Origin of the sequence: Comamonas sp. C11, assembly GCF_024496285.1 — a bacterium.
GTDB lineage: Bacteria > Pseudomonadota > Gammaproteobacteria > Burkholderiales > Burkholderiaceae_C > Comamonas > Comamonas testosteroni_F.
Map to the genome: position 1 here is coordinate 4726734 of NZ_CP101743.1, position 25845 is coordinate 4752578.

Annotated in this window: 30 protein-coding genes; 15 read left to right on the plus strand and 15 right to left on the minus strand. The window is 61.8% G+C overall.

The features are described 5' to 3' along the window. Positions 1-33: 33 nt before the first annotated feature. The 4 genes from NOX35_RS21760 to NOX35_RS21775 all read right to left on the minus strand — a co-directional run bounded on the left by NOX35_RS21760 (position 34) and on the right by NOX35_RS21775 (position 3161). Positions 34-666: an aminotransferase class IV gene (locus tag NOX35_RS21760; RefSeq protein ID WP_182284330.1), complete on the minus strand. Its 633-nt coding sequence runs from the start codon at positions 664-666 to the stop codon at positions 34-36. Then, the gene (gene pabB, locus NOX35_RS21765; protein ID WP_256494701.1) at positions 650-1834 is read right to left on the minus strand and encodes an aminodeoxychorismate synthase component I; all 1185 of its coding nucleotides are present in this window, start codon (positions 1832-1834) and stop codon (positions 650-652) included. The genes NOX35_RS21760 and pabB overlap by 17 nt, the downstream gene beginning before the upstream one ends. A gap of 162 nt (positions 1835-1996) precedes the next feature. Next, on the minus strand, positions 1997-2296 hold the full coding sequence (locus tag NOX35_RS21770; RefSeq protein WP_182284334.1) for a DUF4148 domain-containing protein: 300 nt from the start codon (positions 2294-2296) through the stop codon (positions 1997-1999). 130 nt (positions 2297-2426) lie between these two features. Continuing rightward, a complete protein-coding gene (locus NOX35_RS21775) occupies positions 2427-3161 on the minus strand; it encodes a Crp/Fnr family transcriptional regulator (protein ID WP_182284336.1) in 735 nt (244 codons plus the stop codon). A gap of 204 nt (positions 3162-3365) precedes the next feature. Between NOX35_RS21775 and panB the strand changes: the two genes are divergently transcribed. Continuing rightward, complete coding sequence (gene panB, locus NOX35_RS21780; RefSeq protein ID WP_256494703.1) at positions 3366-4235, plus strand: 3-methyl-2-oxobutanoate hydroxymethyltransferase; 870 nt, start codon at positions 3366-3368, stop codon at positions 4233-4235. A gap of 40 nt (positions 4236-4275) precedes the next feature. Next, positions 4276-5115: a pantoate--beta-alanine ligase gene (gene panC, locus NOX35_RS21785; RefSeq protein ID WP_182284340.1), complete on the plus strand. Its 840-nt coding sequence runs from the start codon at positions 4276-4278 to the stop codon at positions 5113-5115. A gap of 116 nt (positions 5116-5231) precedes the next feature. Here panC and NOX35_RS21790 read toward each other — a convergent pair whose 3' ends face one another. Next, a complete protein-coding gene (locus NOX35_RS21790) occupies positions 5232-5633 on the minus strand; it encodes a hypothetical protein (protein WP_182284342.1) in 402 nt (133 codons plus the stop codon). Between the two features lie 100 nt (positions 5634-5733). Here NOX35_RS21790 and NOX35_RS21795 point away from each other — a divergent pair, with 100 nt between their 5' ends. Further along, positions 5734-6183 carry a MaoC family dehydratase gene (locus NOX35_RS21795; RefSeq protein WP_012839648.1) on the plus strand — a complete coding sequence of 150 codons (450 nt, stop codon included), beginning with the start codon at positions 5734-5736 and terminating at the stop codon, positions 6181-6183. Between the two features lie 91 nt (positions 6184-6274). Continuing rightward, complete coding sequence (locus tag NOX35_RS21800; RefSeq protein ID WP_256494704.1) at positions 6275-7756, plus strand: SulP family inorganic anion transporter; 1482 nt, start codon at positions 6275-6277, stop codon at positions 7754-7756. Between the two features lie 20 nt (positions 7757-7776). Here NOX35_RS21800 and NOX35_RS21805 read toward each other — a convergent pair whose 3' ends face one another. Continuing rightward, complete coding sequence (locus NOX35_RS21805; RefSeq protein ID WP_003051911.1) at positions 7777-8148, minus strand: polyhydroxyalkanoate granule-associated phasin; 372 nt, start codon at positions 8146-8148, stop codon at positions 7777-7779. Positions 8149-8235: 87 nt separating this feature from the next. Next, positions 8236-9162, minus strand: a complete 927-nt coding sequence (locus NOX35_RS21810; RefSeq protein WP_256494705.1) for a LysR family transcriptional regulator — start codon at positions 9160-9162, stop codon at positions 8236-8238. 105 nt (positions 9163-9267) lie between these two features. Here NOX35_RS21810 and lysA point away from each other — a divergent pair, with 105 nt between their 5' ends. Then, positions 9268-10515 carry a diaminopimelate decarboxylase gene (gene lysA, locus NOX35_RS21815; protein ID WP_256494706.1) on the plus strand — a complete coding sequence of 416 codons (1248 nt, stop codon included), beginning with the start codon at positions 9268-9270 and terminating at the stop codon, positions 10513-10515. Between the two features lie 310 nt (positions 10516-10825). After that, the gene (locus NOX35_RS21820) at positions 10826-11716 is read left to right on the plus strand and encodes a DMT family transporter (protein WP_182284350.1); all 891 of its coding nucleotides are present in this window, start codon (positions 10826-10828) and stop codon (positions 11714-11716) included. 116 nt (positions 11717-11832) lie between these two features. Here the strand turns inward: NOX35_RS21820 and NOX35_RS21825 are convergent, their stop codons facing one another. From NOX35_RS21825 to NOX35_RS21840, 4 genes are all read right to left on the minus strand, one after another. Continuing rightward, entirely contained in the window at positions 11833-12843 is a 1011-nt protein-coding gene (locus NOX35_RS21825; protein WP_256494707.1) for an NAD(P)H-dependent glycerol-3-phosphate dehydrogenase, read from the minus strand. Positions 12844-12958: 115 nt separating this feature from the next. Further along, complete coding sequence (gene secB / locus NOX35_RS21830) at positions 12959-13420, minus strand: protein-export chaperone SecB (RefSeq protein WP_003066740.1); 462 nt, start codon at positions 13418-13420, stop codon at positions 12959-12961. A 197-nt stretch (positions 13421-13617) separates the two neighbouring features. Further along, positions 13618-13875, minus strand: coding sequence for a glutaredoxin 3 (grxC, locus tag NOX35_RS21835; RefSeq protein ID WP_087080739.1), 258 nt, complete (start codon positions 13873-13875; stop codon positions 13618-13620). Between the two features lie 73 nt (positions 13876-13948). Beyond that, the gene (locus tag NOX35_RS21840; protein WP_087080738.1) at positions 13949-14356 is read right to left on the minus strand and encodes a rhodanese-like domain-containing protein; all 408 of its coding nucleotides are present in this window, start codon (positions 14354-14356) and stop codon (positions 13949-13951) included. A gap of 285 nt (positions 14357-14641) precedes the next feature. On the opposite strand from NOX35_RS21840, the gene gpmA reads away from it, so the two are divergent. The 4 genes from gpmA to NOX35_RS21860 all read left to right on the plus strand — a co-directional run bounded on the left by gpmA (position 14642) and on the right by NOX35_RS21860 (position 18358). Next, positions 14642-15385, plus strand: a complete 744-nt coding sequence (gene gpmA, locus NOX35_RS21845; protein ID WP_003066733.1) for a 2,3-diphosphoglycerate-dependent phosphoglycerate mutase — start codon at positions 14642-14644, stop codon at positions 15383-15385. Positions 15386-15516: 131 nt separating this feature from the next. After that, complete coding sequence (locus NOX35_RS21850; protein ID WP_256494708.1) at positions 15517-17028, plus strand: S41 family peptidase; 1512 nt, start codon at positions 15517-15519, stop codon at positions 17026-17028. Between the two features lie 75 nt (positions 17029-17103). After that, the gene (locus NOX35_RS21855; protein ID WP_182284358.1) at positions 17104-17871 is read left to right on the plus strand and encodes a HesA/MoeB/ThiF family protein; all 768 of its coding nucleotides are present in this window, start codon (positions 17104-17106) and stop codon (positions 17869-17871) included. Positions 17872-17977: 106 nt separating this feature from the next. Beyond that, the gene (locus NOX35_RS21860; protein ID WP_182284360.1) at positions 17978-18358 is read left to right on the plus strand and encodes a response regulator; all 381 of its coding nucleotides are present in this window, start codon (positions 17978-17980) and stop codon (positions 18356-18358) included. 58 nt (positions 18359-18416) lie between these two features. Here the strand turns inward: NOX35_RS21860 and NOX35_RS21865 are convergent, their stop codons facing one another. Further along, a complete protein-coding gene (locus NOX35_RS21865; protein ID WP_003051886.1) occupies positions 18417-19049 on the minus strand; it encodes a response regulator transcription factor in 633 nt (210 codons plus the stop codon). 133 nt (positions 19050-19182) lie between these two features. Here NOX35_RS21865 and NOX35_RS21870 point away from each other — a divergent pair, with 133 nt between their 5' ends. The 5 genes from NOX35_RS21870 (at position 19183) to NOX35_RS21890 (ending at position 23126) form a co-directional block, all read left to right on the plus strand. After that, positions 19183-20532, plus strand: a complete 1350-nt coding sequence (locus NOX35_RS21870) for a CHASE3 domain-containing protein (protein ID WP_182284362.1) — start codon at positions 19183-19185, stop codon at positions 20530-20532. Positions 20533-20690: 158 nt separating this feature from the next. After that, on the plus strand, positions 20691-20852 hold the full coding sequence (locus NOX35_RS21875; RefSeq protein ID WP_003051882.1) for a DUF1328 domain-containing protein: 162 nt from the start codon (positions 20691-20693) through the stop codon (positions 20850-20852). A gap of 161 nt (positions 20853-21013) precedes the next feature. Then, positions 21014-21556, plus strand: coding sequence for a hypothetical protein (locus NOX35_RS21880; protein WP_342760599.1), 543 nt, complete (start codon positions 21014-21016; stop codon positions 21554-21556). Between the two features lie 73 nt (positions 21557-21629). After that, complete coding sequence (locus tag NOX35_RS21885) at positions 21630-21950, plus strand: BON domain-containing protein (RefSeq protein ID WP_182284366.1); 321 nt, start codon at positions 21630-21632, stop codon at positions 21948-21950. A 120-nt stretch (positions 21951-22070) separates the two neighbouring features. Next, a complete protein-coding gene (locus NOX35_RS21890; RefSeq protein ID WP_256494711.1) occupies positions 22071-23126 on the plus strand; it encodes a putative zinc-binding metallopeptidase in 1056 nt (351 codons plus the stop codon). A 4-nt stretch (positions 23127-23130) separates the two neighbouring features. Here NOX35_RS21890 and coaD read toward each other — a convergent pair whose 3' ends face one another. The 3 genes from coaD to NOX35_RS21905 all read right to left on the minus strand — a co-directional run bounded on the left by coaD (position 23131) and on the right by NOX35_RS21905 (position 25845). Then, positions 23131-23625 (minus strand): pantetheine-phosphate adenylyltransferase, encoded by a 495-nt coding sequence (coaD, locus tag NOX35_RS21895; RefSeq protein WP_182284368.1) that lies wholly within the window; start codon positions 23623-23625, stop codon positions 23131-23133. 160 nt (positions 23626-23785) lie between these two features. Beyond that, entirely contained in the window at positions 23786-24496 is a 711-nt protein-coding gene (gene rsmD, locus NOX35_RS21900; protein WP_256494712.1) for a 16S rRNA (guanine(966)-N(2))-methyltransferase RsmD, read from the minus strand. Next, complete coding sequence (locus NOX35_RS21905; RefSeq protein ID WP_256494713.1) at positions 24493-25845, minus strand: pitrilysin family protein; 1353 nt, start codon at positions 25843-25845, stop codon at positions 24493-24495. The genes rsmD and NOX35_RS21905 overlap by 4 nt, the downstream gene beginning before the upstream one ends.

A 25845-nucleotide genomic window follows, 5' to 3' on the forward strand; every position in this document is an offset into this window, starting at 1 on the left:
GGTTGCATACATCCGCACGATAACAAACCAGGCCTAGACGATCAAACGAGCATCCAGCCAGCCACGCAGGCTATTGATGAAGGCCCATCCGCTGGCATGGTTTGCCTCTTGCAGCGTCACCACCTGCTCTGTCAGCCTGCCCTGGGACAGGGCCAGTGCCCGCCCCACGCCAGGCAGCAGCCCGCATTGCAGCGGCGGGGTGACCCAGCGCCCATCCAGCTGCACGGCAATATTGCCGCGCGTGCCTTCGGTGATCTGACCGTCCTCGTTGAAAAGCACGATATCGAAAATGCCGGTGCCCTGGGGCTTGAAAGCGTCGTAATGCTGACGTACCGAGGTTTTGAAACGCACCACATCGCTATGCGCCACCGCGTTCGCAATGGGTTGATGTGCCAGCTGCAATGCCACCGGCTGGACCGTGGGCGGCAAGGGCTCGGCCGTGATCTGCACTTCACCCGTGATCGAAAGCGCCAGCCGCACGCGCCAGTCGCCCATGGCATGAGTCTGTCTGGCCATGCACTCCATATCGGACTCCAGCTGCCTCTGCATCAAGGGATAGCGAAAATGCTGCGCCGTGATCTGCAGGCGCGCCCAATGCAAGGCCCAGTTCTGCCAGTGGCCATCCTTGAGCGCCAGGGTTTCGAGAATCTCAAGATTCGTGTTCATGCTCCAGCACCTTCAGAAAAGCCTGCTTGTGTTGCCATTCCATCCATTCATCGGCCGCATTGGCGCTGGCCGTGATGCCGCTGCCTATGCCGCAGCTCAGGCGCCCGTTCCTGAGCACCACTGTGCGAATGGGAACATTGAAAGTTGCGTGAATACTCCCCGGCTTGGCCCCGGGTCGTACCATGCCCAGCGCACCGCAGTAGACGCCACGAGGCGCGGGCTCCAGTTCGCGAATCAGGCGCATGGCCTGGCGTTTGGGCGCCCCGGTAATCGAGCCGCAAGGGAACAGCGCCCCGAATACATCCACCAGCCGCACATCCGAGCGCGTGCGTGCCACCACATCCGAGGTCATCTGCCAGACGGCCGGCAGCGCCTGGACCTGAAACAGCTGCGGCACTTTCACGCTATGCGGCACGGCTATACGCGACAGATCGTTGCGCAGCAAATCCACAATCATCACGTTCTCTGCTCGCTCCTTGGCCGACTCGCGCATGGTTTGCGCAGCCCTCGCATCGGCTTCAGGGGTCTTGCCGCGCGCCGCCGTGCCCTTCATGGGGCGGGTCAGAATCCGCTCGCCGTCCCAGTCGAAAAACAACTCCGGGGACAGCGACAGCACCTGCATGTCACCGCTGTCGACCAGCGCCGCATAGCCTCCGGGCTGGGCCTGCTGCAGCCTTGCAAACAGCTCTTGGGCCAGTGCGGCAGTGTCGGACTCTTTCTCACCCGAAAGCTCTGCAGTCAAGGGGGCTGTGTAATTGATCTGATAGCAGTCGCCCGCCGCAATGGCCGCATGAATGCACGCCACATGGGCATCGAACTGTTCGCGGCTCAGAGCCGTCTGCCAATGTATTGCCGAAGAAGGCACGGGCGGGTTCTGCCCACAGGCAGCCAGCGGCGCGCGATGCAGGCCGAACCAGACCAGCGGCTGACCCGGTGGGGAGGCATGTACGGCATCGGCATAGGCACGGTCAAAAGCTGCAGCCGCCTCGTAGGCCAGCCACCCCACGCACCACAGGCCTTGCTCCGCAGCCTGCTGCACGGCTTCCAGCACGGCTGGCACGTCCTCGGGCCGATGCGCTTGCAAGACCTGCTCGGGCTGGCCAAAGCCATGCTGCAGACGGGCTGCACCCGCCTGCCAGGGAGCGGTGAAATCAAGAACGGTTTTCAAGTCAGATCACCTGCAAGCACACTATCGATATGCGCCGAATGCTATCAAACTTGCTATATCCATCAGCCTGGCATTGCCGGCATAAAAAAACGCGCTGAAGGAATCCCTCAGCGCGCATCCACCAATAGGCCACCTCTGTCGGATGGCTAAGAGAGAACTCTGTTACTTGCCGCCCAGTTGCGACTGGTACTTGGCCACGGCAGCCGTGTAGGCGGGGCTGGCCAGCAGACGCTGGTATTCGGCATAGGCCTTGCGGTACTCGTTGCTGAATTCTGTTTCGACATAAGCCGCAGGCGTGGGCATATAGCCCAGACCTGCACGCTGGTACATCTCAAGGTCGGCCATCACTTCGGCACGACTTTTGCTGGAGGTTACGGAAGTTTGGGGGAGGTCTTGAGCCATGGCAACCGCGGCGCTGGCGGTCAGCACAGCTGCGGTCAACAAACGGGTGAGGGAGCGCATTTTCAATCCTTTCAACGGCGCAGCGGCGGAAAAAGACCTGCCGCGCGGTGCACGACTGAACTATGCGCCCGGCCTCCATGGGCCGTCTGTGCGTTTTCTCACGTAAAAACTCATTTCACATTGCGAGAAATCAATGCGCTTCTTCGAGCAGCAATCGCAGGCCATCGACGCGGCAAAGACGCAGATTGCGCCCCTCACGTCTGAGCAGGCCCAGGCGCGTGAGCCGCGACATCTCGCGTGCGACCTCTTCGCGGCTGGTGCCCAGCATCAGGGCCAGATCGTTCTGGCGCGGAGCCGGCGACAGCAGGGCCTCGTCGTTCTCGATTCCCGCCATCTCGGCCCGCTCCAGCAACTGGGCATGCAGGCGGCCGCGCACCGTGAGGGTTCCCAGGCTGACCACACGCCGCGCCAGCACCCCGGCCAGCTCGCTGAGCCGCTGGACCACGGCCCGCATGACCAGAACATCGCTCATGATCAATGCTTCGAGCTCTGCACTGGAAAGCGATGCCACCAGGCTTTCATGCGTGGCCTGCACCTGCACGGACACATGCCTGACCAGGGACTTGGGCGCGAAAGCACCAAAAAAGAAACCGGGCTCCAGATAACCCAGAATCATGGCCCGCCCGCTGGTGCTGTAGCTGCCGACACTGAGCTGGCCATTGATCAGCATGTATATGCGCTCATCGGTATAGGCCCCGTGCAGCACCTGTCCCGACTCCAGCCGGTGCCAAAGGCATTGCCCCGCCAGCACGGACAGCCTCTCGTCGGACAGCGACTCCAGCCAGCTCACGCTGCGCAATCCCTGCCAGGCAACGGCTGACACAGGCGCTGAAACCGAGGGCTGCGGGAACTCGAGCATGGACATGAACAACCTTGTGCAAAAAGAAATGGAAGGCCGCAGAACGCAGGGCCATGCAATGCATGGCCACACAGCATATTAAGGTGGCTGACAGCAGCCATACCCTTTTTCAACGTGGCGCTGCAGCGCAGCATCGCATAGACTCGCGGGCAAATTTGCCTGCAGGCTTTTCTGCGGGGCCCAGCCATAGACAAGACCAGGAGACACCCCATGACCGCTACCGGCACGCCTTACGGAACCATCCCCCCCTCTTCTCCCCAGCCCCAGCGCCGCCCCGTCAGCCTGCCGCGCCTGGCTCAGATGCGCGCGGCCGGTGAAAAAATCACCATGCTGACGGCCTATGACGCCACGTTTGCCGCGGTGGCCGACGCGGCCGGGGTGGAGTGCATCCTGGTCGGCGACTCGCTGGGCATGGTCTGCCAGGGCCTGCACAGCACCGTAGGCGTGACGCTTCAGGATATGGCCTATCACACGGCCAGCGTCACACGCGGCCTGCACCGCGCCCAGGCCACGGCCTGGGTGATTGCCGACATGCCCTACGGCAGCTATGCCGAAAGTCCCGAGCAGGCCATGCGCAGCGCCTGCCAGCTGATGCAGGCCGGCGCCCATATGGTCAAGCTCGAAGGCGGTGGCTGGACCGCGCCCACCGTGCGCTTTCTCGTCGATCGCGGCGTGCCCGTGTGCGCCCACCTGGGACTGACGCCGCAGACCGTGCATGCACTGGGCGGCTACCGCGTCCAGGGCAAGGACGAAGAGGCCGCCGCTACGCTGCGCCAGCATGCGCTGGAGCTTCAGGACGCAGGGGCCTCCATGCTGGTGCTGGAGATGGTGCCCGCAGCCCTGTCCGCCCAGCTGACCGAGGAGCTGCCGCTGTGCCACACCATAGGCATTGGCGCGGGCAATGGCACGGCCGGCCAGGTTCTGGTGCTGCACGACATGCTGGGCGTGAACCTGGGCAAGATGGCCAGGTTCGTGCACAACTTCATGGCCGATGCCGGCAGCGTCAAGGGCGCCATGGAAGCCTATGTGCAGGCCGTCAAGAATGGCAGCTTCCCCGACAATGCCCTGCACGCCTGGTGAGCCCGGGCTTTTGTTTTTGTTTTCCCCCACTGTTTGAGTCATGCAAATCGTTCACACCATCGCCGACCTGCGCGCCGCACTGGCCGGTCGCGGCCGCCCTGCTTTCGTGCCCACCATGGGCAATCTGCACGAGGGCCATCTCTCCCTGGTGCGCCACGCCCGCCAGCATGGCGATGTGACCGTGGCCAGCATCTTCGTGAACCGCCTGCAGTTTCTGCCTCACGAAGACTTCGACAGCTACCCGCGTACCTTCGATGCCGACTGCGCCAAGCTGCAAGCTGAAGGCTGCGACATCGTCTTCGCCCCCAGGGAGAAAGACCTCTACCCCGAGCCGCAGACCTTCAAGATCCAGCCTGATGCGCAGCTGGCCGACATTCTGGAAGGCCACTTCCGCCCCGGTTTCTTCACCGGCGTCTGCACCGTGGTCATGAAGCTGTTCCAGGCCGTGTTTGCCACCACTGGCGGCGGCACGGCCGTTTTCGGGCAGAAGGACTATCAGCAGCTGATGGTGATCCGCCGCATGGTGCAGCAGTTCGCCCTGCCCATAGAGATCATCGGCTGCGCCACGGCGCGCGCCGACAGCGGCCTGGCCCTGAGCTCACGCAACAGCTACCTCAGCGATGAACAGCGTGTGCAGGCCATGGCGCTGTCCGAGGCGCTCAAGGCCCTGGCAGATGCCGCGCGCCGGGGCGGCAATCTGGCCGATCTCGAAGCGCAGGCCATGGCCGCGCTGCGCGCCAAGGGCTGGGAGCCCGACTATCTGAGCGTGCGCCAGCGCAGCGATCTGCAGACACCGGCCGATGCGCGTGGCGGCGAACTGGTGGCCCTGGGCGCGGCGCGCCTGGGCAGCACCCGGCTCATAGACAACCTGGAGTTCTAGGATTGCGCATCCCTCTTGGCGCTGTACGGCAAGGGCAGCCGGCCCTTGCCCGGCGCCTCTGATTCAGGCCGCGCCAGTGCCCAGTATCAAGAACAATGCAAAGGCGAGGAGCGCCATCAGCACTGGTAGGAGTCCACCGGCGACTGGCTGGGCAGGGCCTGCAGCGCAAGCCCCTGCCCCTTGAGCCGGCAGAACAGGCCGTCGCCCATTTCCAGCTCCAGCACAAAATCCGCATCGCTGGCAAAAGGCAGAGGCAGACCGCGCAGCCGCTGCCCGGCGATATGCAGCTGCGCTTGCCGAACACGGCCTGCGGCGGCCAGGACCAGGGTCAAATCCGCCTCCGAAGCTTTGTCAGTATGCGCGATGCGCCTGCATATCAATAGCAACGGCTGCCACAGGCCCTCGCCGGCCCCGGCTCGTTCACCGTCAAGCACACGGGCAGCGGAAAAGCGGATCTGCAACGCGCCGTTCTGCAGGCTGATTGCCGCGATCTCGGAATCTTCAAGCTCGAAATTCATGCGTCCAAGCATAGCGCTATGGCACCTTGGCAACAGCAGCCAGTGCCGCCGCCGCGCATACTGTCGAGCACCCTATACACCGCCATGAAAGAGGACGCCAATGAGCGAGAAACTGTATCTGGATGATCTGTACGTAGGCCAGAAGTTCGTCAGCGAGGGCTACCCGCTGGATGAGGCGCAAATCATTGCCTATGCCAGGCAGTTCGATCCCCAGGTCTTTCACCTCGACCCCGAAGCCGCCAAGCACACCTTCTTCCAGGGCCTGGCCGCCAGCGGCTGGCATACGGCCTCCATCAGCATGCTGCTGGTGACGCAGAGCATCCCCCTGGCCGACGGGGTGATCGGCGGCGGCATGGAAGAGCTGGCCTGGCCCCAGCCCACGCGCCCCGGCGACGTGCTGCAGGTCGAGTCGGAAATCGTGGAGATCATTCCCTCCCAGTCCAAACCCAACCGCGCCCTGGTGCGCGTGCTCTCCCACACCAAAAACCAGCGCGGCGAGGTGCTGCAGCGCTTCAGGCCCAAGATGGTGTGCTTCAAGCGCCCGGCCTGACCCTTGCGCAGCAAAAGTCCTGGGCACTGCTTAATATCGCCCACCGGCGCTGCCTGCTCTGCACAGGCAGCGCATCACTTGCTGCTGCGATATGAATCCCCATTTTTCCCTGAGCCGATGGCGCGCCGAATGGGCGCCCAGCGTGCCGCGTGAGCTGCTGGCCGGCGCCGTCGCCACGTTTGCACTGATCCCCGAGGTCATTGCCTTTTCCTTTGTCGCGGGCGTGGACCCGGCCGTGGGGCTGTATGCCTCCTTCATCATCAGCATCGTGATTGCCGTGTTCGGCGCACGTCCGGCCATGGTTTCGGCAGCGGCCGGCTCGGTGGCCCTGGTGGCGGCTCCGCTGGTCGCATCGCATGGTCTGCAATATCTGCTGGCCGCAGGCTTGCTGGCGGGTGCCATGCAGATCGTCTTCGGCCTGTGCAGGATGGGCAGCCTGGTGCGCTTTGTCTCCAGCTCGGTGCGCACGGGTTTTGTCAACGCGCTGGCCATTCTGATCTTTTCAGCCCAGCTGCCGCATCTGCATGGCGCCAACACCGCCACCTGGGCCATGCTGGCCCTGGGCCTGGCCCTGATCTACGGCCTGCCCTGGCTGGGACAGAGACTGCAGCTCAAGGCGCTGACCGCCATTCCCTCACCACTGATCTGCGTGCTGGTGCTGACGCTGCTGGGCAGCTTCATGGGTCTGCCGCTCAAGACCGTGGCCGATCTGGGCCATCTGCCGGACAGCCTGCCGCTGCTTGCACTGCCCGAAATCCCCGCGAGCCTCGAGACGCTGCGCATCATCGCCCTGCCAGCCCTGGCCATTGCCATGGTGGGCCTGCTGGAGTCGGTGCTCACGGCGGCGGTGGTGGACGACCTGACGGGTACGCCCAGCAACAAGAGCCGCGAGTGCACGGGCCTGGGCCTGGCCAATGTCTCGGCCAGCCTGTTCGGCGGCATTGCGGGCTGCGGCATGATAGGCCAGGCCGTGGGCAATGTGAAATACGGTGGCCGCGGCCGCCTGTCCACCCTGTTTGCCGGGGTGTTCCTGCTGATTCTCATGGTCGCCCTCAAGCCCTGGGTGTCCCGGGTGCCGGTGATTGCTCTGGTGGCCATCATGGTCATGGTGTCGGTCTCGACCTTCGACTGGAAATCGCTGGGCAATCTGGTGCGTCACCCGCGTCTGTCCAGCTCGGTGATGCTGGTGACGGTGATCATCACCATCGCCACCCACAATCTGGCCGCCGGCGTGGTGGCCGGCGTGCTGCTCTCGGGCGTGTTCTTCACCTTCAAGGTGGCCAATATGCTGCAGGTCCGGGGCAGTCTGAACGAGGCTGGCGATCTCTATACCTGGACGGTGAGCGGCCAGGTGTTTTTTGCCTCGGCCGATGCGCTGATCGAGGCCTTCGATGTGCGTGCCGCGGCCGGCAGGCAGGCCCGCATCGATGTCAGCGGCGCGCATTTCTGGGACATCACCGCCGTGGGCGCGCTGGACAAGGTCCTGGAGCGTCTGCGCCAGCATGGCTGCCGCGTGGAGCTGACGGGGCTGGACGAGGCCAGTCAGCGGCTGATAGAACGCATCAGGGTCTAGGTCCGGCTGCTGAGGAGCGCTTATTTCAGGCGGGTCTGCGACAGGCGCTTGGCATTGGCCACGGCCTTGCGGCGAATCGGCGCCAGGCTTCTGGCCGCCACCTTGTCGGCCGCCACGGGCAGCTTCTGGCCCATGGTCCAGGGGTTGCGCATCCAGGCCAGACACAGTTGCTGCTGCACCTTGAACATTTCAGCCCCCATGGTCAGCCAGGCCTGGCTGAAGGCGACCTGCTTTTCCACCACCATGCGCGTGAACTCCTTCTGATCGCGCGCAGAGAGCACCGGACCGCTGAGCGCCATGCGCGTGAGCCGGTGGTTGATGACCTGAGGCGCGGCCATGCTGATGTCCAGCAGCTCGCTGGCAGTGCGGTGGGGGATGGCGGATTCAGGCATGTGTAACTCCTTGCATTCAGGCGTTTTATTGTGCACCGCAACATAGAAGTTTGCGCAAGCTCACCTGCGAAAGCCCTATCGCCGAATTCAGCGCCTGTGCCCAAGCAGGCTGAGTGCTTCCTGCTCCAGTGCCGCGGTCAGCCAGGGCAGGCCCGCATCGGCGGGCCGGTGCAGCGGCAGCAGCATATGCACCTGAAACGCTATCGAAAACGCCAGCGGCCGCACCACCAGTTGCGGGCCGGCGCAGGCCCGCGCCGTCAGCGGGTTGACGACGGCCAGACCCAGGCCATGCTGCACCATGGCGCAGACCGCAACGGCGCTGGCGGTTTCCAGGCTCAGCTTGCGCTGCACGCCGGCGCGGGCAAACACCGCATCGATCTGGGCCCGGTAGGGATCGTCCCTCGCCAGGCTGATGAAGGATTCGCCTTCAAAGTCCCGCTCGCTCAGCAGCGCCTTCTGCGCCAGTGGGTGGCTGGCTGGCAGCACGGCCACTTCGTCCATGGGCGGCAAGGGCTGGCTGCGCGTGCCCGGAGGTGCATCGGCAAGCTCGGACAGGCCCAGATCGAAGCGCTGGGCCGCCATCCACTCCTGCAGCAGCGGTGCCTCCTGGGTGCTCACGCTCACGGCCACTGCGCCGTGACTGGCATGCAGACGTGCCAGCGCGCCCGGCAGCAAGGCGTGGCTGAGTGCCGGCAGGCACAGCACGCTGAGGCTCGCCCCTTGCGGACGCCCCAGCTCCACGGCGCGGTCGATCACGCGCTCCAGACCCTGCCAGCTGCGCCGCACCTCGTCCCAGAGCAGCAAGGCCCGCGCATTGGCACGCAGCCGGCCCTGCACACGCTCGAACAGCGCATAGCCCAGCAGTTGCTCCATGCGCGCCAGCTCGCGACTCACTGTGGGCTGGGAGGTATAGAGCAGCTGCGCCGCGCCGGTGACGCTGCCGGCCGTCATGACGGCACGGAACACCTCGATATGGCGATGGGTGATGCGCTGCGAAGCTTCTGAATCGATCATGCGCAGAGCATATCAAGATTGAATGATCTTCAAAAATCAAGCTATTGGACTGAATAGGCAGCCGCATGCATGATGCGCGGAACTATTCCCTTTCAAGAGACCGCCATGGCAAACCCCTTCTCTCCCGCACAGCTCTGGAATCTGGCCGATCAGTTCGGCACGCCGCTGTGGGTATATGACGCCGCCACCATCCGCGAGCGCATTGCCCAGCTCAAGGCTTTCGACACCGTGCGCTTTGCCCAGAAGGCCTGCTCCAACATTCACATCCTCAAGCTCATGCGCGAGCAGGGCGTGAAGGTGGATGCGGTCTCGCGCGGCGAAGTCCTGCGTGCGCTGGCAGCGGGCTTCAAGCCCGGCTTCGGCGAGCCTGCCGACATCGTCTTCACGGCCGATGTGATGGATGAAGCGACACTGGCCACCGTGCTGGAGCACAAGGTTCCCGTGAATGCGGGCTCCATCGACATGCTGCACCAGCTGGCCGCCGTGTCCAGGGGCCACCATGTCTGGCTGCGCATCAACCCCGGCTTCGGCCACGGCCACAGCAACAAGACCAACACCGGCGGCGAGCACAGCAAGCACGGCATCTGGCACAGCGAACTCGAGGCAGCGCTGGACGCCATCAAGGCCGGCGGCCTGGTGCTGGCCGGCCTGCATATGCACATCGGCTCGGGCGTGGACTACGGCCATCTGCAGGAAGTCTGCGGCGCCATGGTCAAGCTGCTCGAGCGCACCAAGGCGGCTGGCGTGGACCTGCATGCGATTTCGGCCGGCGGCGGCCTGTCCATCCCCTATCGTGCTGGCGATGCCACCATCGATACCAACCATTACCACGGCCTGTGGGATGCGGCGCGCCAGCAGGCCGAGGCCATCGTCGGCCACAAGCTGGGCCTGGAGCTGGAGCCCGGCCGCTTCCTGGTGGCCGAGTCCGGGGTGCTGCTGGGCACCGTGCGCGCCACCAAGAATGCGGGCAGCAACCACTTCGTGCTGGTCGATACCGGCTTCAACGAGCTGATGCGCCCCAGCATGTATGGCAGCTACCACGGCATGGAAGTGCTGCGCCGCGACGGCCAGAGCCTGCCCGCGCAGGACAGTGTGGTGGCCGGCCCGCTGTGCGAGTCGGGCGATGTCTTCACCCAGGGCGACGGCGGCGTGGTGCTGCCGCGCTCGCTGGCCGGTGCCAGCGTGGGCGACCTGCTGGTGATTCATGACACGGGCGCCTACGGCAGCTCCATGTCCAGCAACTACAACACCCGCCCGCTGGCCGCCGAAGTACTGGTCGATGGCGCACAGACCCAGCTGATTCGCCGTCGCCAGACGGTGGAAGAACTGCTGGCTCTGGAGATTGGTTTGTAACTCCCCCTGAGCCGCTTGCCTGGGCGGCCCCGCGGCTTCCCCTGGCCGGGCGCCCTCTCGCCGGGCGCCCCTCTCTCTACGCGCTGCGCGCTAAGGGAGGGGGACGACAGCATCGCTGGGGCAGCCCTGGCTGCGGGGCGGCGCGGCCGGCTAGGCCCTTGCTTGCTGTCTCTCTCTCTTGCGTCACGCCCCATGATTGAGTTCACGCCATGAATTCAATAGCAGCTAACGTTTAGTCATCGGGGGCTTCAGGCCAAAATCACCTGAAATCTTTTCTCTCGGCACCGCGCAGTGCCCGGCAAGTTCTTTCATGTCACAGCACTCCGCCTCCTCGGTCCATCGCCATACGCTGACGGGCATCGGCTTCACGGTGCTGGCTTGCGCCTGTTTTTCGATACTCGACACGGGCTCCAAATATGCGGGTGCCCTGCTGCCGTTGCTGATGGCGCTATGGCTGCGCTATGCACTGCAGTCGGTGCTGACCGTGGGCTTTGGCGTGGCAAGACACGGGCTGGAGATTTTCCGTACCCGGCGCCCGGGCTTTCAGTGTCTGCGCGCCATCTTGTTTTGCCTGAGCAATGCGCTGGCCATGCTCAGTCTGCGCTATCTGCCGCTGGCGGAGTTCACGGCCATCGTGGCGCTGACGCCGCTGGCCCTGACCTTGCTGGCCGCTCTCTGGCTGGGTCAGCAGGTCAGCCCCTTTCGCTGGGTACTGGTGGCACTGGGCTTTGCGGGTACGCTGGTCATCCTGCGGCCGGGAGGCGACCAGTTCAGCGGCTGGGCTCTGGTCTGGCCTGCGCTGCAGCTGCTGGCCAACACGGCCTATCAGATCCTGAGCAGCCGCATGGCGGGCAAGGAGCGCCCGCTGACCACGCAGATCTACACCAGCCTGCTGGCCCTGAGCCTGAGCTGCATGGCCCTGCCCTGGGTCTGGCAGTTGCCGGACAGCGCCGCGCTCTGGCTGGCCGCGATTGCCATGGGCGCAGGCAGCGCAGTCGGGCACCTGATGCTGCTCAAGGCCTATGAAAAAGCCAGGCCCGCGACCATCACGCCGTTTCTCTACAGCCAGATTCCCTGCGCGCTGCTGGCAGGCTGGCTGGTCTATGGCCATATCCCCGACCAATGGGCCGTGCTGGGCATGGTCGTCATTGCGCTGTGCGGGGCAGCGAGTGCCTGGCTCAGCATCAGGGAGACAAAGTAGCGCCGCCCAGCGTCATAGAAAAAATAGCTGCTACCGCTTGTATCCATTGAATTTCAGATACGAAAGCACCTGAAATCTATAAATATCAAGCGCTTGAAGCTATCATTCTTTTGGACTTATTCGCCACGCGGATCGCGTGCCATCAGGTGCTGCACGGCTTCGGTGACCGGTAGCTGGCCGTCCAGCAGGGCAACCACGGTTTCGGTGATGGGCATTTCCACGCCGACCTGGCGTGCCCGGGCGAGCACGGTGCGGGCGCTGTACACGCCCTCGGCCACATGACCCAGCGAAGTCACGGCCTGCTCCAGGCTCTTGCCTTCGGCCAGCAACAGGCCCACCTTGCGGTTGCGCGAGAGATCGCCGGTGGCGGTCAGCACCAGGTCTCCGAGGCCGGACAGGCCCATGAAGGTCTCGGCGCGCGCACCCAGCGCCACGCCCAGGCGCGTCATCTCGGCCAGGCCACGCGTGACCAGGGCCGCACGCGCGTTCAGCCCCAGCTGCAGGCCGTCGCAAAGACCCGTGGCAATGGCCAGCACATTCTTGACGGCTCCGCCCACTTCCACGCCCACGATGTCCTGATTGGCATAGACGCGCATGGCCTCGCCATGAAAGGCCGACACCAGCAGCTCGCTCACGCCTTCGTGGGCGCTGGCGGCCACCAGAGCCGTAGGCTGCTGGCGCGCCACCTCGGCCGCAAAGCTGGGGCCGCTGAGCGCACCGCTTTGCAGCTGCGGCGCCACCTGCTGGCAGACTTCATGCGCCATCAGTCCATAACTGCCGGCAGGGGCATCGGCTGCCACGGCCTCGAAGCCCTTGCACAGCCAGACCACGGGCCGGCGGCAATCCTTGAGCTGGCTCAGCCACTGTCGCAGCGCCGCCATGGGCGTGCCCAGCACAATCAGATCGGCATCCGCCACATGGGCCATCACATCGCCGCTGACCACCGTGAGCGCCTCCGGGAAATGGATGCCGGGCAGATAGCGGCTGTTGGCACGATCGGCCTGCATGAGCTGCGCCTGCGCCGGGTCACGCGCCCAGAGACTGACACGGCCCTGCTCCGGATGGGTGGCCGCACTGATGGCCATAGCCGTACCCCAGGCGCCAGCGCCGATGACAAGAATTTTCATACCTGAATTTTGATAGCAGTTTGCGCACAACCCACAAGAAAAAGAGGCCGCTAGGGCCTCTTTTTGCCTGGCTGCCGATTCTTGCACATCGCAGGAATCAGCATTTGCCATCAGCTTACTGGGGCAGCTGGCCTTCGGCCTGTGCTGCGGCAGCCGCTTGCTGCTGCTCGTACATGGCCTGGAAGTTGATTTCGGCCAGGTGCACGGGAGGGAAGCCGGCGCGGGTCACCACGTCGGCCACGTTGCCGCGCAGATAGGGATAGATGATCTGGGGGCAGGCAATACCGATCACGCCACCCATCTGGTCTTCGGGCACGTTGCGGATTTCGAAGATGCCGGCTTGCTTGGCTTCGACCAGGAACACGGTCTTGTCCTGAATCTTAGTCTGAACCGTGGCGGTCACGGCCACTTCGTACACGCCTTCAGCCACGGGAGTGGCTTCCACGCCCAGCTGGATGTCCACGCTGGGCTGCTCCTGCTCCAGCAGGATGGCGGGAGAGTTGGGCTGCTCCAGCGACAGATCCTTCAGATACACGCGCTGGATCTGGAACACGGGGCTGTTGTCTTGTTCGGCCATGATGAGCTAGGTCTTTCAGAAAATCTTGAGAGGGAAATGAAAATGCCTGCGCAGAGGACTAGCACGCAGCTATCCTCACAGCAGGCATTTCCATGAAATAGCACTTTGCATTATGCAGTGACAGCCGGAGGCTGCATCGTAGCAAACAGCACAAAGCACAAATTCATGCCGTTTGGCGGCAGTGGCACGGCAAGTAATCAGCTTTGCAGCAGGGGCAGCAGACCGCCCTTGGCATCCAGCGCCATCAGATCGTCGCAACCGCCCACATGGGTATCGCCAATGAAGATCTGGGGTACGGTGCGGCGGCCGGTGACCTGCATCATGTGATCGCGGGCAGCAGTATCGAAATCGATGCGCACTTCCTCGATCTGTTCCACGCCCTTGGACTTGAGAATCTGCTTGGCACGAATGCAATAGGGGCAGACGGCGGTGGTGTACATCTTCACGGCTTGCATGAGCAACTTCCTTGTAGTTTTTGCAATGCAGCATGCTGTGCTGCAGTCGTCAGAGTTCTCAGTTGCGGCCGAATCAGGCTTTTTCAACCGGCAGGCCGGCATCGCGCCAGGCCTTCATGCCGCCAGCCAGCGCCTGGGCCTTTTCGTAACCCAGCTTCTTGGCCACGGCTTCGGCACGCGCAGCACGGGCGCCCGATGCGCACACCAGCACCACGGGCAGCTGCTTGTTCTTGACGGTAGTGGGCAGCTTTTCCTCCAACTGGCTCAGGGGCAGGTTCCTGGCTCCGTTGACATGGCCGGCTGCAAACTCTTCAGGCTCGCAGACGTCCAGCACCACGGCTTTTTCACGGTTGATCAGGTGCACGGCAGCCGCTGCCGACAGCGAACCGCCTGTCGCTCCGCGCAGTGCGGGCAGCAGCAGCATCACACCCGAAGCCACGGCAATCAGGATCAAATACCAGTTATCAATGATGAATTTCACGTCATTCCTTGGGATGGCAAACCGAACGATTTTAGAGGCAGGCTTGCCGACGGATCGCGCCAGAGGTCCACAGCCCCTTCCCTCGCAAGCCCAAACCCTCTGTTTATATGCCCTACGCCGCAAGTGAGTGCTCTGCACAATCCCCGAAGGGCCCAACAGGAATAGCTTGGTGGCCACCGCTGGGGCCGACCGGCTTACCTTGCCTCAAGCCCGGACAAAGGCCTGCCCCTAAAATGCACGGTTTTGACTTTGTGTCATTACTGCTTTGCTACTTTGAGAGAATCCATGTACAAGCTCGTTCTGATCCGCCACGGTGAATCCACCTGGAACCTTGAAAACCGCTTCACCGGCTGGACCGATGTGGATCTGACTGCCACCGGCGTCGAACAGGCCAAGAAGGCCGGCCAACTGCTCAAGGCAGAAGGCTATGACTTCGATGTGGCCTATACCAGCGTGCTCAAGCGCGCCATCCGTACCCTGTGGCATGTGCAGGATGAAATGGACCGCACCTGGCTGCCCGTGGTGCATAGCTGGCGTCTCAACGAACGCCACTACGGCGGTCTGCAGGGTCTGAACAAGGCCGATATGGCCAAGCAGTATGGCGACGAACAAGTGCTGGTCTGGCGCCGCAGCTACGACGTGCCGCCTCCCGCCCTGGAAGCCACCGACCCCCGCAGCGAACGCAGCGATGTGCGCTACGCCAAGCTGCAGCCCGAGCAGATCCCGCTGACCGAGTGCCTCAAGGACACGGTTGCACGCGTTGTGCCGTTCTGGGACGAGTCCATCGCTCCCGCCATCAAGGCCGGAAAACGGGTGGTTGTGGCCGCACACGGCAACTCCATCCGCGCCCTGATCAAGTATCTGGACAACATCGCCGACGACCAGATCGTGGGCGTGAACGTGCCCAACGGCATTCCTCTGGTCTATGAACTGGACGCCGATCTCAAGCCCATCCGCCACTACTACCTGGGCGACGCCGAAGCCGCAGCCAAGGCAGCAGCGGCAGTTGCAGCCCAGGGCAAGGCCTGAAGAGACCTCTTCACCGTTCCTGTTCAGGCCGCTTGCGCAGTCTGAACAGGGCTGACACGGCAAAAGGCCTGTGGAACCTCATGGGCCTTCCGCCGTCCAAGGTGTATATTGCGAATGGTTTAAGGGGTGCTATGGGTCAAAAAATCAAAATTGCAGGCTGGATCTCTGTGGGCGTGGTCGCCGGTGCGTTGACCACCGTATCCCTGCAGACGCTGGCTCGCGGGGGTGTGACGCCTCTGCCACTTGAAGAAATCCAGCAGTTGTCGGCCGTCTTCGGCCTGATCAAGACCGATTACGTGGAGCAGGTCAGCGACAAGAAACTGATCACCGACGCCATCTCCGGCATGGTCTCCAGCCTGGACCCTCACTCCCAGTACTTCGACAAGAAAACCTATAAAGAATTCAAGGAAGGCACTTCCGGCAAGTTCGTTGGCGTCGGCATCGAGATCACCATGGAAGACGGGCTGATCAAGATCGTCTCCCCCATCGAAGGCTCGCCCGCTTTCCGCGCAGGTCTCAAGACCGGCGACCTGATCACCAAGATCGACGACACGGCCGTCAAGGGCCTGACGCTCAATGACGCTGTCAAGCGCATGCGCGGCGAACCGAATACCAAGGTGCGCCTGAACATCCTGCGAAAGGATGAAAGCCGTAGCTTCCCCGTCACCATCACCCGCGAAGAAATCAAGACCCAATCGGTCAAGGGCAAGGTGATCGAACCCGGTTACGCCTGGATTCGCCTGAGCCAGTTCCAGGAACGCACCGTGGATGACTTTGTCCGCAAGGTCGAGGAAATCTACAAGCAGGAGCCCAATCTCAAGGGCCTGGTGCTGGACCTGCGCAATGATCCCGGCGGCTTGCTGGATGCGGCCGTAGCCATCTCCGCGGCCTTCCTGCCCTCCGATGTGCCCGTGGTCTCCACCAACGGCCAGTTGGCCGAAAGCAAGGCCGTCTACAAGGCATCGCCCGAGTTCTACGCCCAGCGCGGCTTTGGCGACCCCTTGCAACGCCTGCCTGCAGCACTGAAAAAGCTGCCTCTGGTGGTGCTGGTCAACGAAGGCTCGGCCTCGGCCAGCGAAATCGTGGCCGGAGCTCTGCAAGATCACAAACGTGCCACCGTCATGGGCAGCCAGTCCTTTGGCAAGGGATCGGTCCAAACCGTGCGCCCTCTGGGGCCCGATACGGCTCTCAAGCTGACGACGGCACGCTACTACACACCTAGCGGAAAATCCATTCAGGCCAAGGGCATCGTGCCCGATGTGATGGTGGATGAGACTGCAGACGGCGACTTGTTTGCTGCATTGAGCATGCGTGAAGCAGACCTTGAAAAGCATTTGTCCAGTGGACAGGGCGCGGAGGTCAAGAACGACTCACTTGAAAAGGCCCGCGAGGAAGCGCGCAAACGCCTGGAAGAGGAAGCCAAGAAGCCGGCCGCCGAACGCCGCCTGCCGGAGTTCGGGTCTGAAAAGGACTTCCAGCTGCAACAGGCACTGAACAAGCTCAAGGGCCAGCCCGTCAAGGTCAGCAAAACCCTGACGGAGCGCAAAATCGAAGAGAAGCCCGGAGACGCGACGGCTGCAGACAAAAAGCCCGCTGACAAGAAAGCGCCCGAAAAAGGCGAATCCGACAAGAGCAAAAAATAAGCACCGGGTTATGGAACCCGCTCAAAATCAGCCGGGCTTGCCCGGCTTTTTTCTTGGAACCATGGAAGCAAACCGATGAATGACGATCAATTGCTACGCTATTCCCGTCACATCATGCTCGACGAAATCGGCATCGAAGGCCAGGAGCGCATTCTGGCGGCGCATGCAGTGATCATTGGAGCCGGCGGCTTGGGCTCGCCTGCCGCACTCTATCTGGGCTCGGCAGGTGTGGGGCGCATCACCATCGTCGACAACGACGTCGTGGACATGACCAATCTGCAGCGCCAGATTGCCCACACGACCGAACGCATAGGCATGCCCAAGGTGGAATCGATCCGCACTGCCGTACATGCCATCAATCCCGGGATCGAGATTCGCTGCATCCAGCAGCGTGCAACCGAAGCCCTGCTCGATGAACTGCTGCCCGAGGCCAGCATCGTGCTCGACTGCACCGACAACTACAAGACCCGCCAGGCCATCAATGCGGCTTGCGTGCGTCACGGCATCCCCCTGGTTGAAGGAGCGGCCATCCGTGTCGATGGCCAGCTGATGGTCATTGATCCACGCAACCCCGACAGCCCATGTTATGCATGCGTCTTTCCGCCAGAGGCTGAATTCGAAGAGGTTCAGTGCTCAACCATGGGCGTCTTTGCACCGCTGGTTGGACTGATAGGCACCCAGCAAGCTGCAGAAGCACTGAAGCTGATTGTCGGTTTTGGCCGATCTTCTGTCGGACAACTTCAAATGCTTGATGCACGTTCCATGGAGTGGAGTAGGATGAAAATTGCTAGGGTTAAAACCTGTGATATCTGCGGAATGACAAACACAAATTACAAAAAATGACAATACAATGATTTTCTCATGGGCCGTAATTGATTTTCCACATCGAGAATTGAAATGACTCTCATCGCTTGATCCTTGGCGTCCACCTCATCAGCTTGCTAACGTCGTGAAACTGCGTACTTTTTTTGTTGAAGACAATCCCACGATTCGCGACAACCTGATTGCGACGATGGCGGAGCTTGCCGATGTGGAAGCGGTCGGGGTGGCAGAGACCGAAACCGATGCAGTACGCTGGCTCAGCCACAACTCTGACGCCTGGGACTTGGTCATCGTGGATCTGTTCTTGCGCGAGGGCAGCGGTCTCGGCATCGTCACAAGCCTTCAGCATCGACCACAGCAGAAAAAGCTGCTCGTGTTGAGCAATTATGCGACTGCAGATATACGACAGCGCTGCCTTGAGCTCAACGCAGATGCCGTATTTGACAAATCCAACGAAATCGATGCGCTTATCGATTTCTGTATTTATTTAAATACCAGTAAATCTTGAAAATAACGAAAAATAAAAAAGGCTTGAATCTCTCAAGCCATTTTTATTTGGACATCCATTAATCGATCAATCTATTTTTCAGCGCATAGTATGTCAGATCGCTATTTGAGGAAAGCCCCATTTTTTCCATGAGTCTTGTCCGGTAAGTGCTCACTGTTTTCACGCTCAACGAAAGCGATTTGGCAATGTCTCCAGCCGTCTCGCCGCGCGCAAGCTTCAGAAATACCTGAAACTCACGCTCCGACAATTGCTCGTGTGCCGGAACATCATCCTTGCGGTTGAGTTGCTGGGCCAGGAGATCTGCGACCGCCGGCGTCAGGTAACGCCTTCCCAGAGCCACGGTCCGGATGGCCTCTGCAATATCCTGAGGATCGCACTCCTTGTTGAGATATCCGCTGGCCCCCTGACGAATCAAGTTGATTGCGTAATGTTCCTCAGGGTATCCACTTAGTATCAGGATACCCATGTCAGGTGCCTTGGCTCTGAGCATGGCCAAGGCATCTATGCCGCTTTGCCCCGGCATGGACAAGTCCATCAGCAGCACGTCAATTTCATGTTCCCGAACCAAGTCAATGGCCTCCCGCCCATTGCCCGCTTCTCCCACGACCCTCAGATCTACATGTTCCGACAGGAATTGGCGTAATCCCGAGCGAACAATCGCATGGTCATCCACTATGCCTACTTTTATCATGAACACCTCTTTTCATGAAACTGCGCTCATCTCCAGGGCGCATCACATTTTAAGACCCGCACTATGATGTCAGTCGTTGACGCTACCGTTATGCAGAATATCAGGTAATTGCCTTGTAGGTGAGAGGATGTAGATGCGTTGGACCAATATCCGCAAAATTGCAGTCAGCCTGACGATCGCAGTCATTGCGGCAGTCTTAATGGTAAGCATTAATGAGGCAGGCTATAAGCGCTCGTTGCATGCTCTGGACACGCTCACCAAGACGCAAGCCACCAGAGCAAAGCTCAATTTGCTGATGCAGCAAATGCTGGATGCGGAAACCGGCCTGCGCGGCTACCTGCTGACAGGAGAGGAGCGCTATCTCGAGCCCTATAACTCCGCCTCCGCCGCTATCAGCAGCAGCATGGATGACCTGCGCGGCATCTTCATCATGGATCCCAAAGAGCTGGCAACCTTTACTCCGCTGGCCCGCCAGGTCGAGCGCAAGACCAGCGAAATGGAGCTGAGCCTGCGCCTCTATCGCCAGGGCAACGATGAAGCATGGCGCTTTGTGATGTTTACCGACGTAGGCATGGAAAACATGGATGCCATACGGGGCCACATCAAGACCCTGATGGACAGCATCGACCAGCGCGTCAGGTCCAATCTCGCGGATATCGAACAGACGCTGGGTCTGTCACGCCTGGGAATTGCGACAGTGACCGCCCTGGGGATTCTGGGCTTCTTCATGTATCTGCGACAGGCGAATGCGCTGCAGCATTCACATCAGCGCGAACAGGAGATTCAGCGCGATGAACGCAATCGTCTGGAGGAGGTGGTTCGCGACCGCACAGCGGCCCTCACCGAGCTGGCAACCCATTTGCAGCAGGTACGCGAGGATGAGCGGGCGCACCTGGCACGCGAGTTGCACGACGAACTGGGCTCGCTGCTGACCGCAGCGAAGCTGGACGTTGCGCGCCTCAAGTCCAAGATCGACACCTCGACACCCGACGTCTCCGAACGCATCACCCATCTGATCGAGACGCTCAACAGCGGGATTGCACTCAAACGCCGCATCATTGAGGACCTGCGCCCCTCTTCTCTCTCCAACCTGGGCCTGACCACCGCGCTGGAAATCCTGACCCGGGAGTTCGGTGAACGCAGCAACATCGAGGTGGAATGCAGCCTGGAGCAGGTGGACCTGCCTGAATCCACGCAGCTGACGGTCTATCGCGTCGTGCAGGAGTCGCTCACCAACATCGGGAAATACGCCAGGGCCAGCCATGTCATCGTCACGGTGCACAACTATCCCACCTATGTGGCGGTGCAGATCCAGGACGATGGCCAAGGCTTCGAGACGGCCAGCATGCGCCCCAACTCCCATGGGCTGGCAGGCATGAAGCACCGCGTTGAAGCTGTCGGCGGCAGGCTTACCGTGGCATCCCAGCCCGGCAAGGGAACCACTATCTCGGCAGTCATTCCTTTGACAATGGCAAACACCTGAACCGGGTGGACAGGTCAGCGCAGTCCTACATGACTGTCCCTAAATACCCCGACCCTGGTGACAGAAGCTCACCGTCAGGCACGGGCTGCTCAGTTCTCTACAGTCAATACATGGCCACACGGCAATGCCTGTCGGCCTGCATTCGAAAGGAGAAAACCATGTTGCACTACGCCATTGTCTTTCTGGTGATTGCCTTGATCGCTGCAGTTTTCGGTTTCGGCGGTATCGCGGCCAGCGCCGTAGGCATTGCCAAGATCCTGTTTTTTGTCTTCCTGGTCATGGCCGTCATCACCTTCCTGATGGGCCTGGTGAAGAAATAGCAACGGCACCGAATGTGTAGAACTTTGTTCGCTCACATTGCACAAACCACCAGTATTCGCCATGATCACACTCAACTTCTGCCTCCTGGAGGCAGGGTTCCGCAGACAGGCGTTACTGCACGCTGTCACGAAAATTTCTAGATTTCAGGGAGTTCCAAACAATGAGCCAAGCCGTAAAAGACGCCAAGGACACGGTTGAAGATCTCAAGGGCGCCGCCAAGGATGTGGCTGCAGACGTCAAGGACACGGCAAAGCACGCCGCCCAATCCGCCCAGGATGCTGCACACAAGATGTCCGATGCAGCACAAGATGCGGTGGACTCCGGCAAGCAGGCTGCCCAGAAGATGGTCAATGAAGCACGCGACGTGGCCGAGGATGTTGCCGACAAGGTTGAGGACACCGCACGCCGCGCAAGGCGCACAGCCTCCGAGGCGATAGACTCCACGGGGCGTCACATGCGCAATCTCGACGACAGCGAAAACCCGCTGATCGACAACCTGGCCAACCGGGCTCAGGACCTGGCCGAGCGCAGCATCAACTTCTGGGCCGACAGCTCGCACCGCGCACGTCGTCAGTTCAACACCGCAGCGGATGCGACCACCAAGTATGTGTCCGAGCAACCCGGGCGTTCCGTGCTGATCGCCGCCGCGACCGGCGCAGCCCTGGCGACGGCCTTCTTTCTGGGTCGCTCGCGCAGGAAATAACTCTTGGAACGTGCCGACGTTCCAAGCTTTCGCAGGCCTGCTCTGCGCCTTTTCAAAACCAAGGGAGAACCATATGAAGAATCTGACTCGCGCTTTGGCTTTCAGTCTGGTCGCTGCGACGACCGTGCTGGGTACCACGGCCTGTTCGGTTGCCCGTGACCAGCAGACTGTGGGCTCCTATGTGGATGACGCAGGCATCACCACTGCGGTGAAAGCCAAGATGGCCGAAGACAAGAATGTCTCCGCAACCGCCATCAGCGTCGAAACCATGAACGGCACTGTGCAGCTGTCGGGCTTTGCCAAATCCGAAGCAGAAAAAGCCCGAGCCGGCGAAATTGCCCGCACGACCAAGCATGTGCGTGAAGTGCGCAACAGCATCGTGGTCAGACCCTGATGATGCGCGCCTGAAGCAAGACTCTTTCTGAGGGCCTCACTTCCCGCCACAAAGCCAGCTTTTGAGCTGGCTTTGTTTTTTCCTACACCCGGCGGCTGACTTCGCCATTAAAGTGCTCGAATGCAAGTTTTCAACTGCGAAGCCTGCGGGCACCTGATCTATTTTGAAAGCCTGCAATGCGTGCATTGCGGTGCAAGCCTGGCCTTTCTGCCCGATCAGCTGCGCGTCGGCATTCTTCCCTCGGTCGGAGGCCACGACGCACGCTATCGCCCCTGCGCCCACCGCCACAACATCAGCCTGTGCAATTTTGCGATCGAGGCTTCAGACCCGCAGCCACTGTGCGTTTCCTGCCGACAGACCGAATGGCTGCCCGACGGAGGCGATCCCGCCAATGAACTGCGCTGGGCCAAGATCGAGGTCGCCAAGCGCAGGCTGTTCTACACCCTGGCCAAGCTGGGTCTGCTGGACCCGCATGGGCACCGCGTGGCCGAGCCGCGCTTTTCCCTGCTCGCAGACCTTCCCGGTCAGAACCCCGTCATGACCGGCCATGCCAGCGGCATGATCACGCTCAATGTCGTCGAGGCCGACGACGATGAGCGCACCAAACGCCGCCAGGCCTTGCACGAGCCCTATCGCACGCTGATAGGACATCTGCGTCACGAATCGGGACATTTCTACTGGGATCAGCTCATAGCGAACAGCGAGTATCTGGAGCGCTTCAGAGCATTGTTTGGCTATGAGAATCAGGACTATGCCCAGGCGCTGCAGCGCCATTACGGCAAGAATCCGCTGGACAACAGCTGGCGCGGCCAGTTCATCAGCGCCTATGCCACGTCCCACCCCTGGGAGGACTGGGCCGAAACCTGGGCTCACTATCTGCACATGGTGGACTTGCTGGAGACCGCCGCCAGCTACGGCACCTGCATTACCGTGCCGGACATCCCCGGCGCGGGCCAGCAACTCATTCAAAACCCGCTGGGGCCGGTGCCGCCCGATTTTTCGGTGATGCAATCCCAGTGGGTGCCGCTGACCCTGCTGCACAACAGTCTCAATCGCAGCCTCGGTCATGGCGACGCCTATCCCTTTGCCATTTCCGGCCCGGCCTGGGACAAGCTGCGCTTCGTACACGAGACCATCAGCAGCTATCGCAGCAGGGCGACTAGCCAGGGACGCTGAAAGCTCAGACCTTGCGGCCGACCTTGAGCATCAGGCGCTCATGCACGCCCTTGGAGACAAACTTGTCCACATCGCCATTGAGCGTGGCAATCTCGCGCACAAAGGTGGAGCTGATGAACTGATAGCGATCGCTGGGCGTGAGGAACACGGTTTCCACTTCAGGCATCAGCGTGCGGTTCATGCCGGCAAGCTGGAACTCATAGTCGAAGTCCGTCACCGCGCGCAGGCCGCGTACCATGGCCTTGGCACCGCGCGCGAGCACGAAATGCGCCAGCAGTCCGTCAAAGCTCTCCACCTCCACCTGCGGGTAATTGGCACAGGACTCGCGCACCATGGCAATGCGCTCCTCCAGCGTGAACAGCGTCTTTTTGTGATGGCCTGCCGCCACGGCCACGATGACCTTGCCAAACAGCTGTGCAGCCCGGCGCACCACATCTTCATGCCCCAGCGTGATCGGGTCAAAGGTTCCGGGGTAAACAGCAATCAGGTCCTGGCTCATGGCTTATCTCTCTCCTGCGGGTCTTGATGAGGGTGAGGGCTGCTGCAGTGCAGCGTAAAGAGATTATGCATTCAGGCCTGAAGAGTGCTGACCCATGCAAAAAAGAGCTGCTGGCGCCTCTGCTCGAAGCGCCGGCAGCTCCCGGTTCGGCAGCAAAGCCCTACTGCTTCTTCAGCAGATGCGCATGGACGGCGCCCGCCTTCAGATAGCGGTGCAGCGCAAGCCCCATCTCCAGCAGGCGCTCCTCGGCCCAGGCCTCGGGGGCTTCCAGGTAAATGAAGCCGCCGTCGTTCAAGGCCGCGGTGGCAGCCTTGAGCGCAGGCTCGAACAGCTCGGTCTGACCGAAGGGCGGGTCCAGCAAGATCAGATCCTGGCCCGCCACGGTCTTCAGGCAGCTCAGCGCATCACCGCGCTGCACCTTGACCATCCTGGCATCGAGCTTTTGCTGCAGACGCTGCAGCTGCTGCACCAGGGCCGCATCCTGCTCGTTCATGATGACGCTGGTCGCGCCGCGCGATGCGGCCTCGAAACCCAGTGCCCCCGTGCCCGAAAAGGCGTCGACACATTTCCAGTTGCTCAGATCCTGACCCAGCCAGTTGAACAGGGTCTCGCGCACGCGATCGGGCGTGGGCCGCAGGCCGGGCTTTTGTGCCACGGCCAGACGCGTGCGACGCCATTGCCCGCCGATGATGCGAATTTCACCGGCCCCCGTGGCGGCCGGCTTGGCTGCGGCAGGCTGGGCGGCCTTGGCTCCGGGGCGGGCCGGACGGCTGGCTGCCAATTCCTGTGCCTTGCGTTCGGACTCGTGAATCATCTTGTCCAGCGCCTTGCGGCCTGCGGGGGTATGTAGCTTGATGGCACTGCGGCTCATGGCTTGGCTCCGAGAGTGATGGTGACCATGCGCTCGGGCTGGACCATGCGCTGCATCGCCTCCTTCACGTCCTTGGCGGTCAGAGCCTGAACGCGATCGGTCCAGTGCTCCAGATAGTCGAGCGGCAGGCCATTCCAGGCGATATTGGCCACATTGCCCAGCAGCTTGCGATTGCTGTCTATGCGCAAGGCAAAGCCGCCGATCAGATTGTCCTTGGCCGCCTTGAGTTCCTTGTCGCTAGGACCTTCGGCTATGAATTTGCGCAACACGTCCTGCGAGACCTTGAGCGCCTCGGCCGCCTGATCGGGGCGGGTCTGCAGGCCGATGATGAAGGCGCCGCGATCCAGGCCCGGCGAGAAGTCGCTGGAGACACCATAGGTCAGGCCCCGCTTCTCACGCACCTCTTCCATCAGCCTGGAGGTGAAGCCGCCGCCGCCCAGAATGTGGTTGCCCACCATCACGGCGAGAAAATCGGGGTTGTTGCGCGCAATGCCGGGCTGACCTATGAGCACCTGGGCCTGGGCCGACTCGAACGGAATGTTCTCGACCTTGGCTTGCTGCAGGTCCTGTACCTTGCCCACGGCAGGCAGCGGCGGGCAGTCGTTGCCATTGGTGGCCTGCAGCGGTCCCAGCAACTGCTTGACCATGGCATCGGCCTGCTGGCGATTGACCGCCCCCACCACGCTGACCTTGGCGCGGCAGGCGGCAATCAGCTTGCGGTGAAAGTCCTGCATGGCCGAAACATCGATCCGGCCCAGGCTGTCGACCGTGGTCTGATAACCATAGGGCGAGCTGCCGAACACGGCCTTGCGGAAGGCCTTGGAGGCCACGGTGCCGGGACGGGTGTCGGCTTCCTTGATGGAGGCGCTCCAGCGCTCGCGATCACGCTGCCACACGGCTTCCGGCCAGCTTGGCGAGGCAATCTGGCGCGCCGCCAGGGCCACGGCCTTTTGCTGCAGATTTGGCTCGGTCAACGTGCGCAGGCCATAGCTGAAGCTGTCGCGCCCTGCACTGGCGCCAAAGCTGGCCCCCAGGTCGGCCCAGGCCTGACCCAGGCCGTTTTCATCCAGCGCAGGCGCATCGCCAGCCGCCTTGACGCCCTTGGAGGACATCATGGCCACGGCTGTCGCCAGGCCCACCTTGTCCTCGGGATCTCGGCGGCTGCCGGCGTCGAAGTCCACCTGCACATCCACCATGGGAATGCCGGGACTTTGCACCAGCCAGACCTGGGCGCCACTGGGCTGGATCCAATGCTCTATCGGCAGCAAGGCCCAGGCAGATTGGGTTAAAAAACCCATTCCAGCGCTTACTACAAAAGCGCCAGCAGCTATCTTTTTCATAGTTTTCAT

Bases quoted from the DNA above. Each gene is read 5' to 3' on its own strand.
- NOX35_RS21760 (WP_182284330.1), bottom strand. From the start codon at position 666: ATGAACACGAATCTTGAGATTCTCGAAACCCTGGCGCTCAAGGATGGC.
- NOX35_RS21770 (WP_182284334.1), bottom strand. From the start codon at position 2,296: ATGCGCTCCCTCACCCGTTTGTTGACCGCAGCTGTGCTGACCGCCAGC.
- NOX35_RS21775 (WP_182284336.1), bottom strand. From the start codon at position 3,161: ATGTCCATGCTCGAGTTCCCGCAGCCCTCGGTTTCAGCGCCTGTGTCA.
- panB (WP_256494703.1), top strand. From the start codon at position 3,366: ATGACCGCTACCGGCACGCCTTACGGAACCATCCCCCCCTCTTCTCCC.
- panC (WP_182284340.1), top strand. From the start codon at position 4,276: ATGCAAATCGTTCACACCATCGCCGACCTGCGCGCCGCACTGGCCGGT.
- NOX35_RS21790 (WP_182284342.1), bottom strand. From the start codon at position 5,633: ATGAATTTCGAGCTTGAAGATTCCGAGATCGCGGCAATCAGCCTGCAG.
- NOX35_RS21795 (WP_012839648.1), top strand. From the start codon at position 5,734: ATGAGCGAGAAACTGTATCTGGATGATCTGTACGTAGGCCAGAAGTTC.
- NOX35_RS21800 (WP_256494704.1), top strand. From the start codon at position 6,275: ATGAATCCCCATTTTTCCCTGAGCCGATGGCGCGCCGAATGGGCGCCC.
- NOX35_RS21805 (WP_003051911.1), bottom strand. From the start codon at position 8,148: ATGCCTGAATCCGCCATCCCCCACCGCACTGCCAGCGAGCTGCTGGAC.
- NOX35_RS21810 (WP_256494705.1), bottom strand. From the start codon at position 9,162: ATGATCGATTCAGAAGCTTCGCAGCGCATCACCCATCGCCATATCGAG.
- lysA (WP_256494706.1), top strand. From the start codon at position 9,268: ATGGCAAACCCCTTCTCTCCCGCACAGCTCTGGAATCTGGCCGATCAG.
- NOX35_RS21820 (WP_182284350.1), top strand. From the start codon at position 10,826: ATGTCACAGCACTCCGCCTCCTCGGTCCATCGCCATACGCTGACGGGC.
- NOX35_RS21825 (WP_256494707.1), bottom strand. From the start codon at position 12,843: ATGAAAATTCTTGTCATCGGCGCTGGCGCCTGGGGTACGGCTATGGCC.
- secB (WP_003066740.1), bottom strand. From the start codon at position 13,420: ATGGCCGAACAAGACAACAGCCCCGTGTTCCAGATCCAGCGCGTGTAT.
- grxC (WP_087080739.1), bottom strand. From the start codon at position 13,875: ATGCAAGCCGTGAAGATGTACACCACCGCCGTCTGCCCCTATTGCATT.
- gpmA (WP_003066733.1), top strand. From the start codon at position 14,642: ATGTACAAGCTCGTTCTGATCCGCCACGGTGAATCCACCTGGAACCTT.
- NOX35_RS21850 (WP_256494708.1), top strand. From the start codon at position 15,517: ATGGGTCAAAAAATCAAAATTGCAGGCTGGATCTCTGTGGGCGTGGTC.
- NOX35_RS21855 (WP_182284358.1), top strand. From the start codon at position 17,104: ATGAATGACGATCAATTGCTACGCTATTCCCGTCACATCATGCTCGAC.
- NOX35_RS21865 (WP_003051886.1), bottom strand. From the start codon at position 19,049: ATGATAAAAGTAGGCATAGTGGATGACCATGCGATTGTTCGCTCGGGA.
- NOX35_RS21870 (WP_182284362.1), top strand. From the start codon at position 19,183: ATGCGTTGGACCAATATCCGCAAAATTGCAGTCAGCCTGACGATCGCA.
- NOX35_RS21875 (WP_003051882.1), top strand. From the start codon at position 20,691: ATGTTGCACTACGCCATTGTCTTTCTGGTGATTGCCTTGATCGCTGCA.
- NOX35_RS21880 (WP_342760599.1), top strand. From the start codon at position 21,014: ATGAGCCAAGCCGTAAAAGACGCCAAGGACACGGTTGAAGATCTCAAG.
- NOX35_RS21885 (WP_182284366.1), top strand. From the start codon at position 21,630: ATGAAGAATCTGACTCGCGCTTTGGCTTTCAGTCTGGTCGCTGCGACG.
- NOX35_RS21890 (WP_256494711.1), top strand. From the start codon at position 22,071: ATGCAAGTTTTCAACTGCGAAGCCTGCGGGCACCTGATCTATTTTGAA.
- coaD (WP_182284368.1), bottom strand. From the start codon at position 23,625: ATGAGCCAGGACCTGATTGCTGTTTACCCCGGAACCTTTGACCCGATC.
- rsmD (WP_256494712.1), bottom strand. From the start codon at position 24,496: ATGAGCCGCAGTGCCATCAAGCTACATACCCCCGCAGGCCGCAAGGCG.
- NOX35_RS21905 (WP_256494713.1), bottom strand. From the start codon at position 25,845: ATGAAAACTATGAAAAAGATAGCTGCTGGCGCTTTTGTAGTAAGCGCT.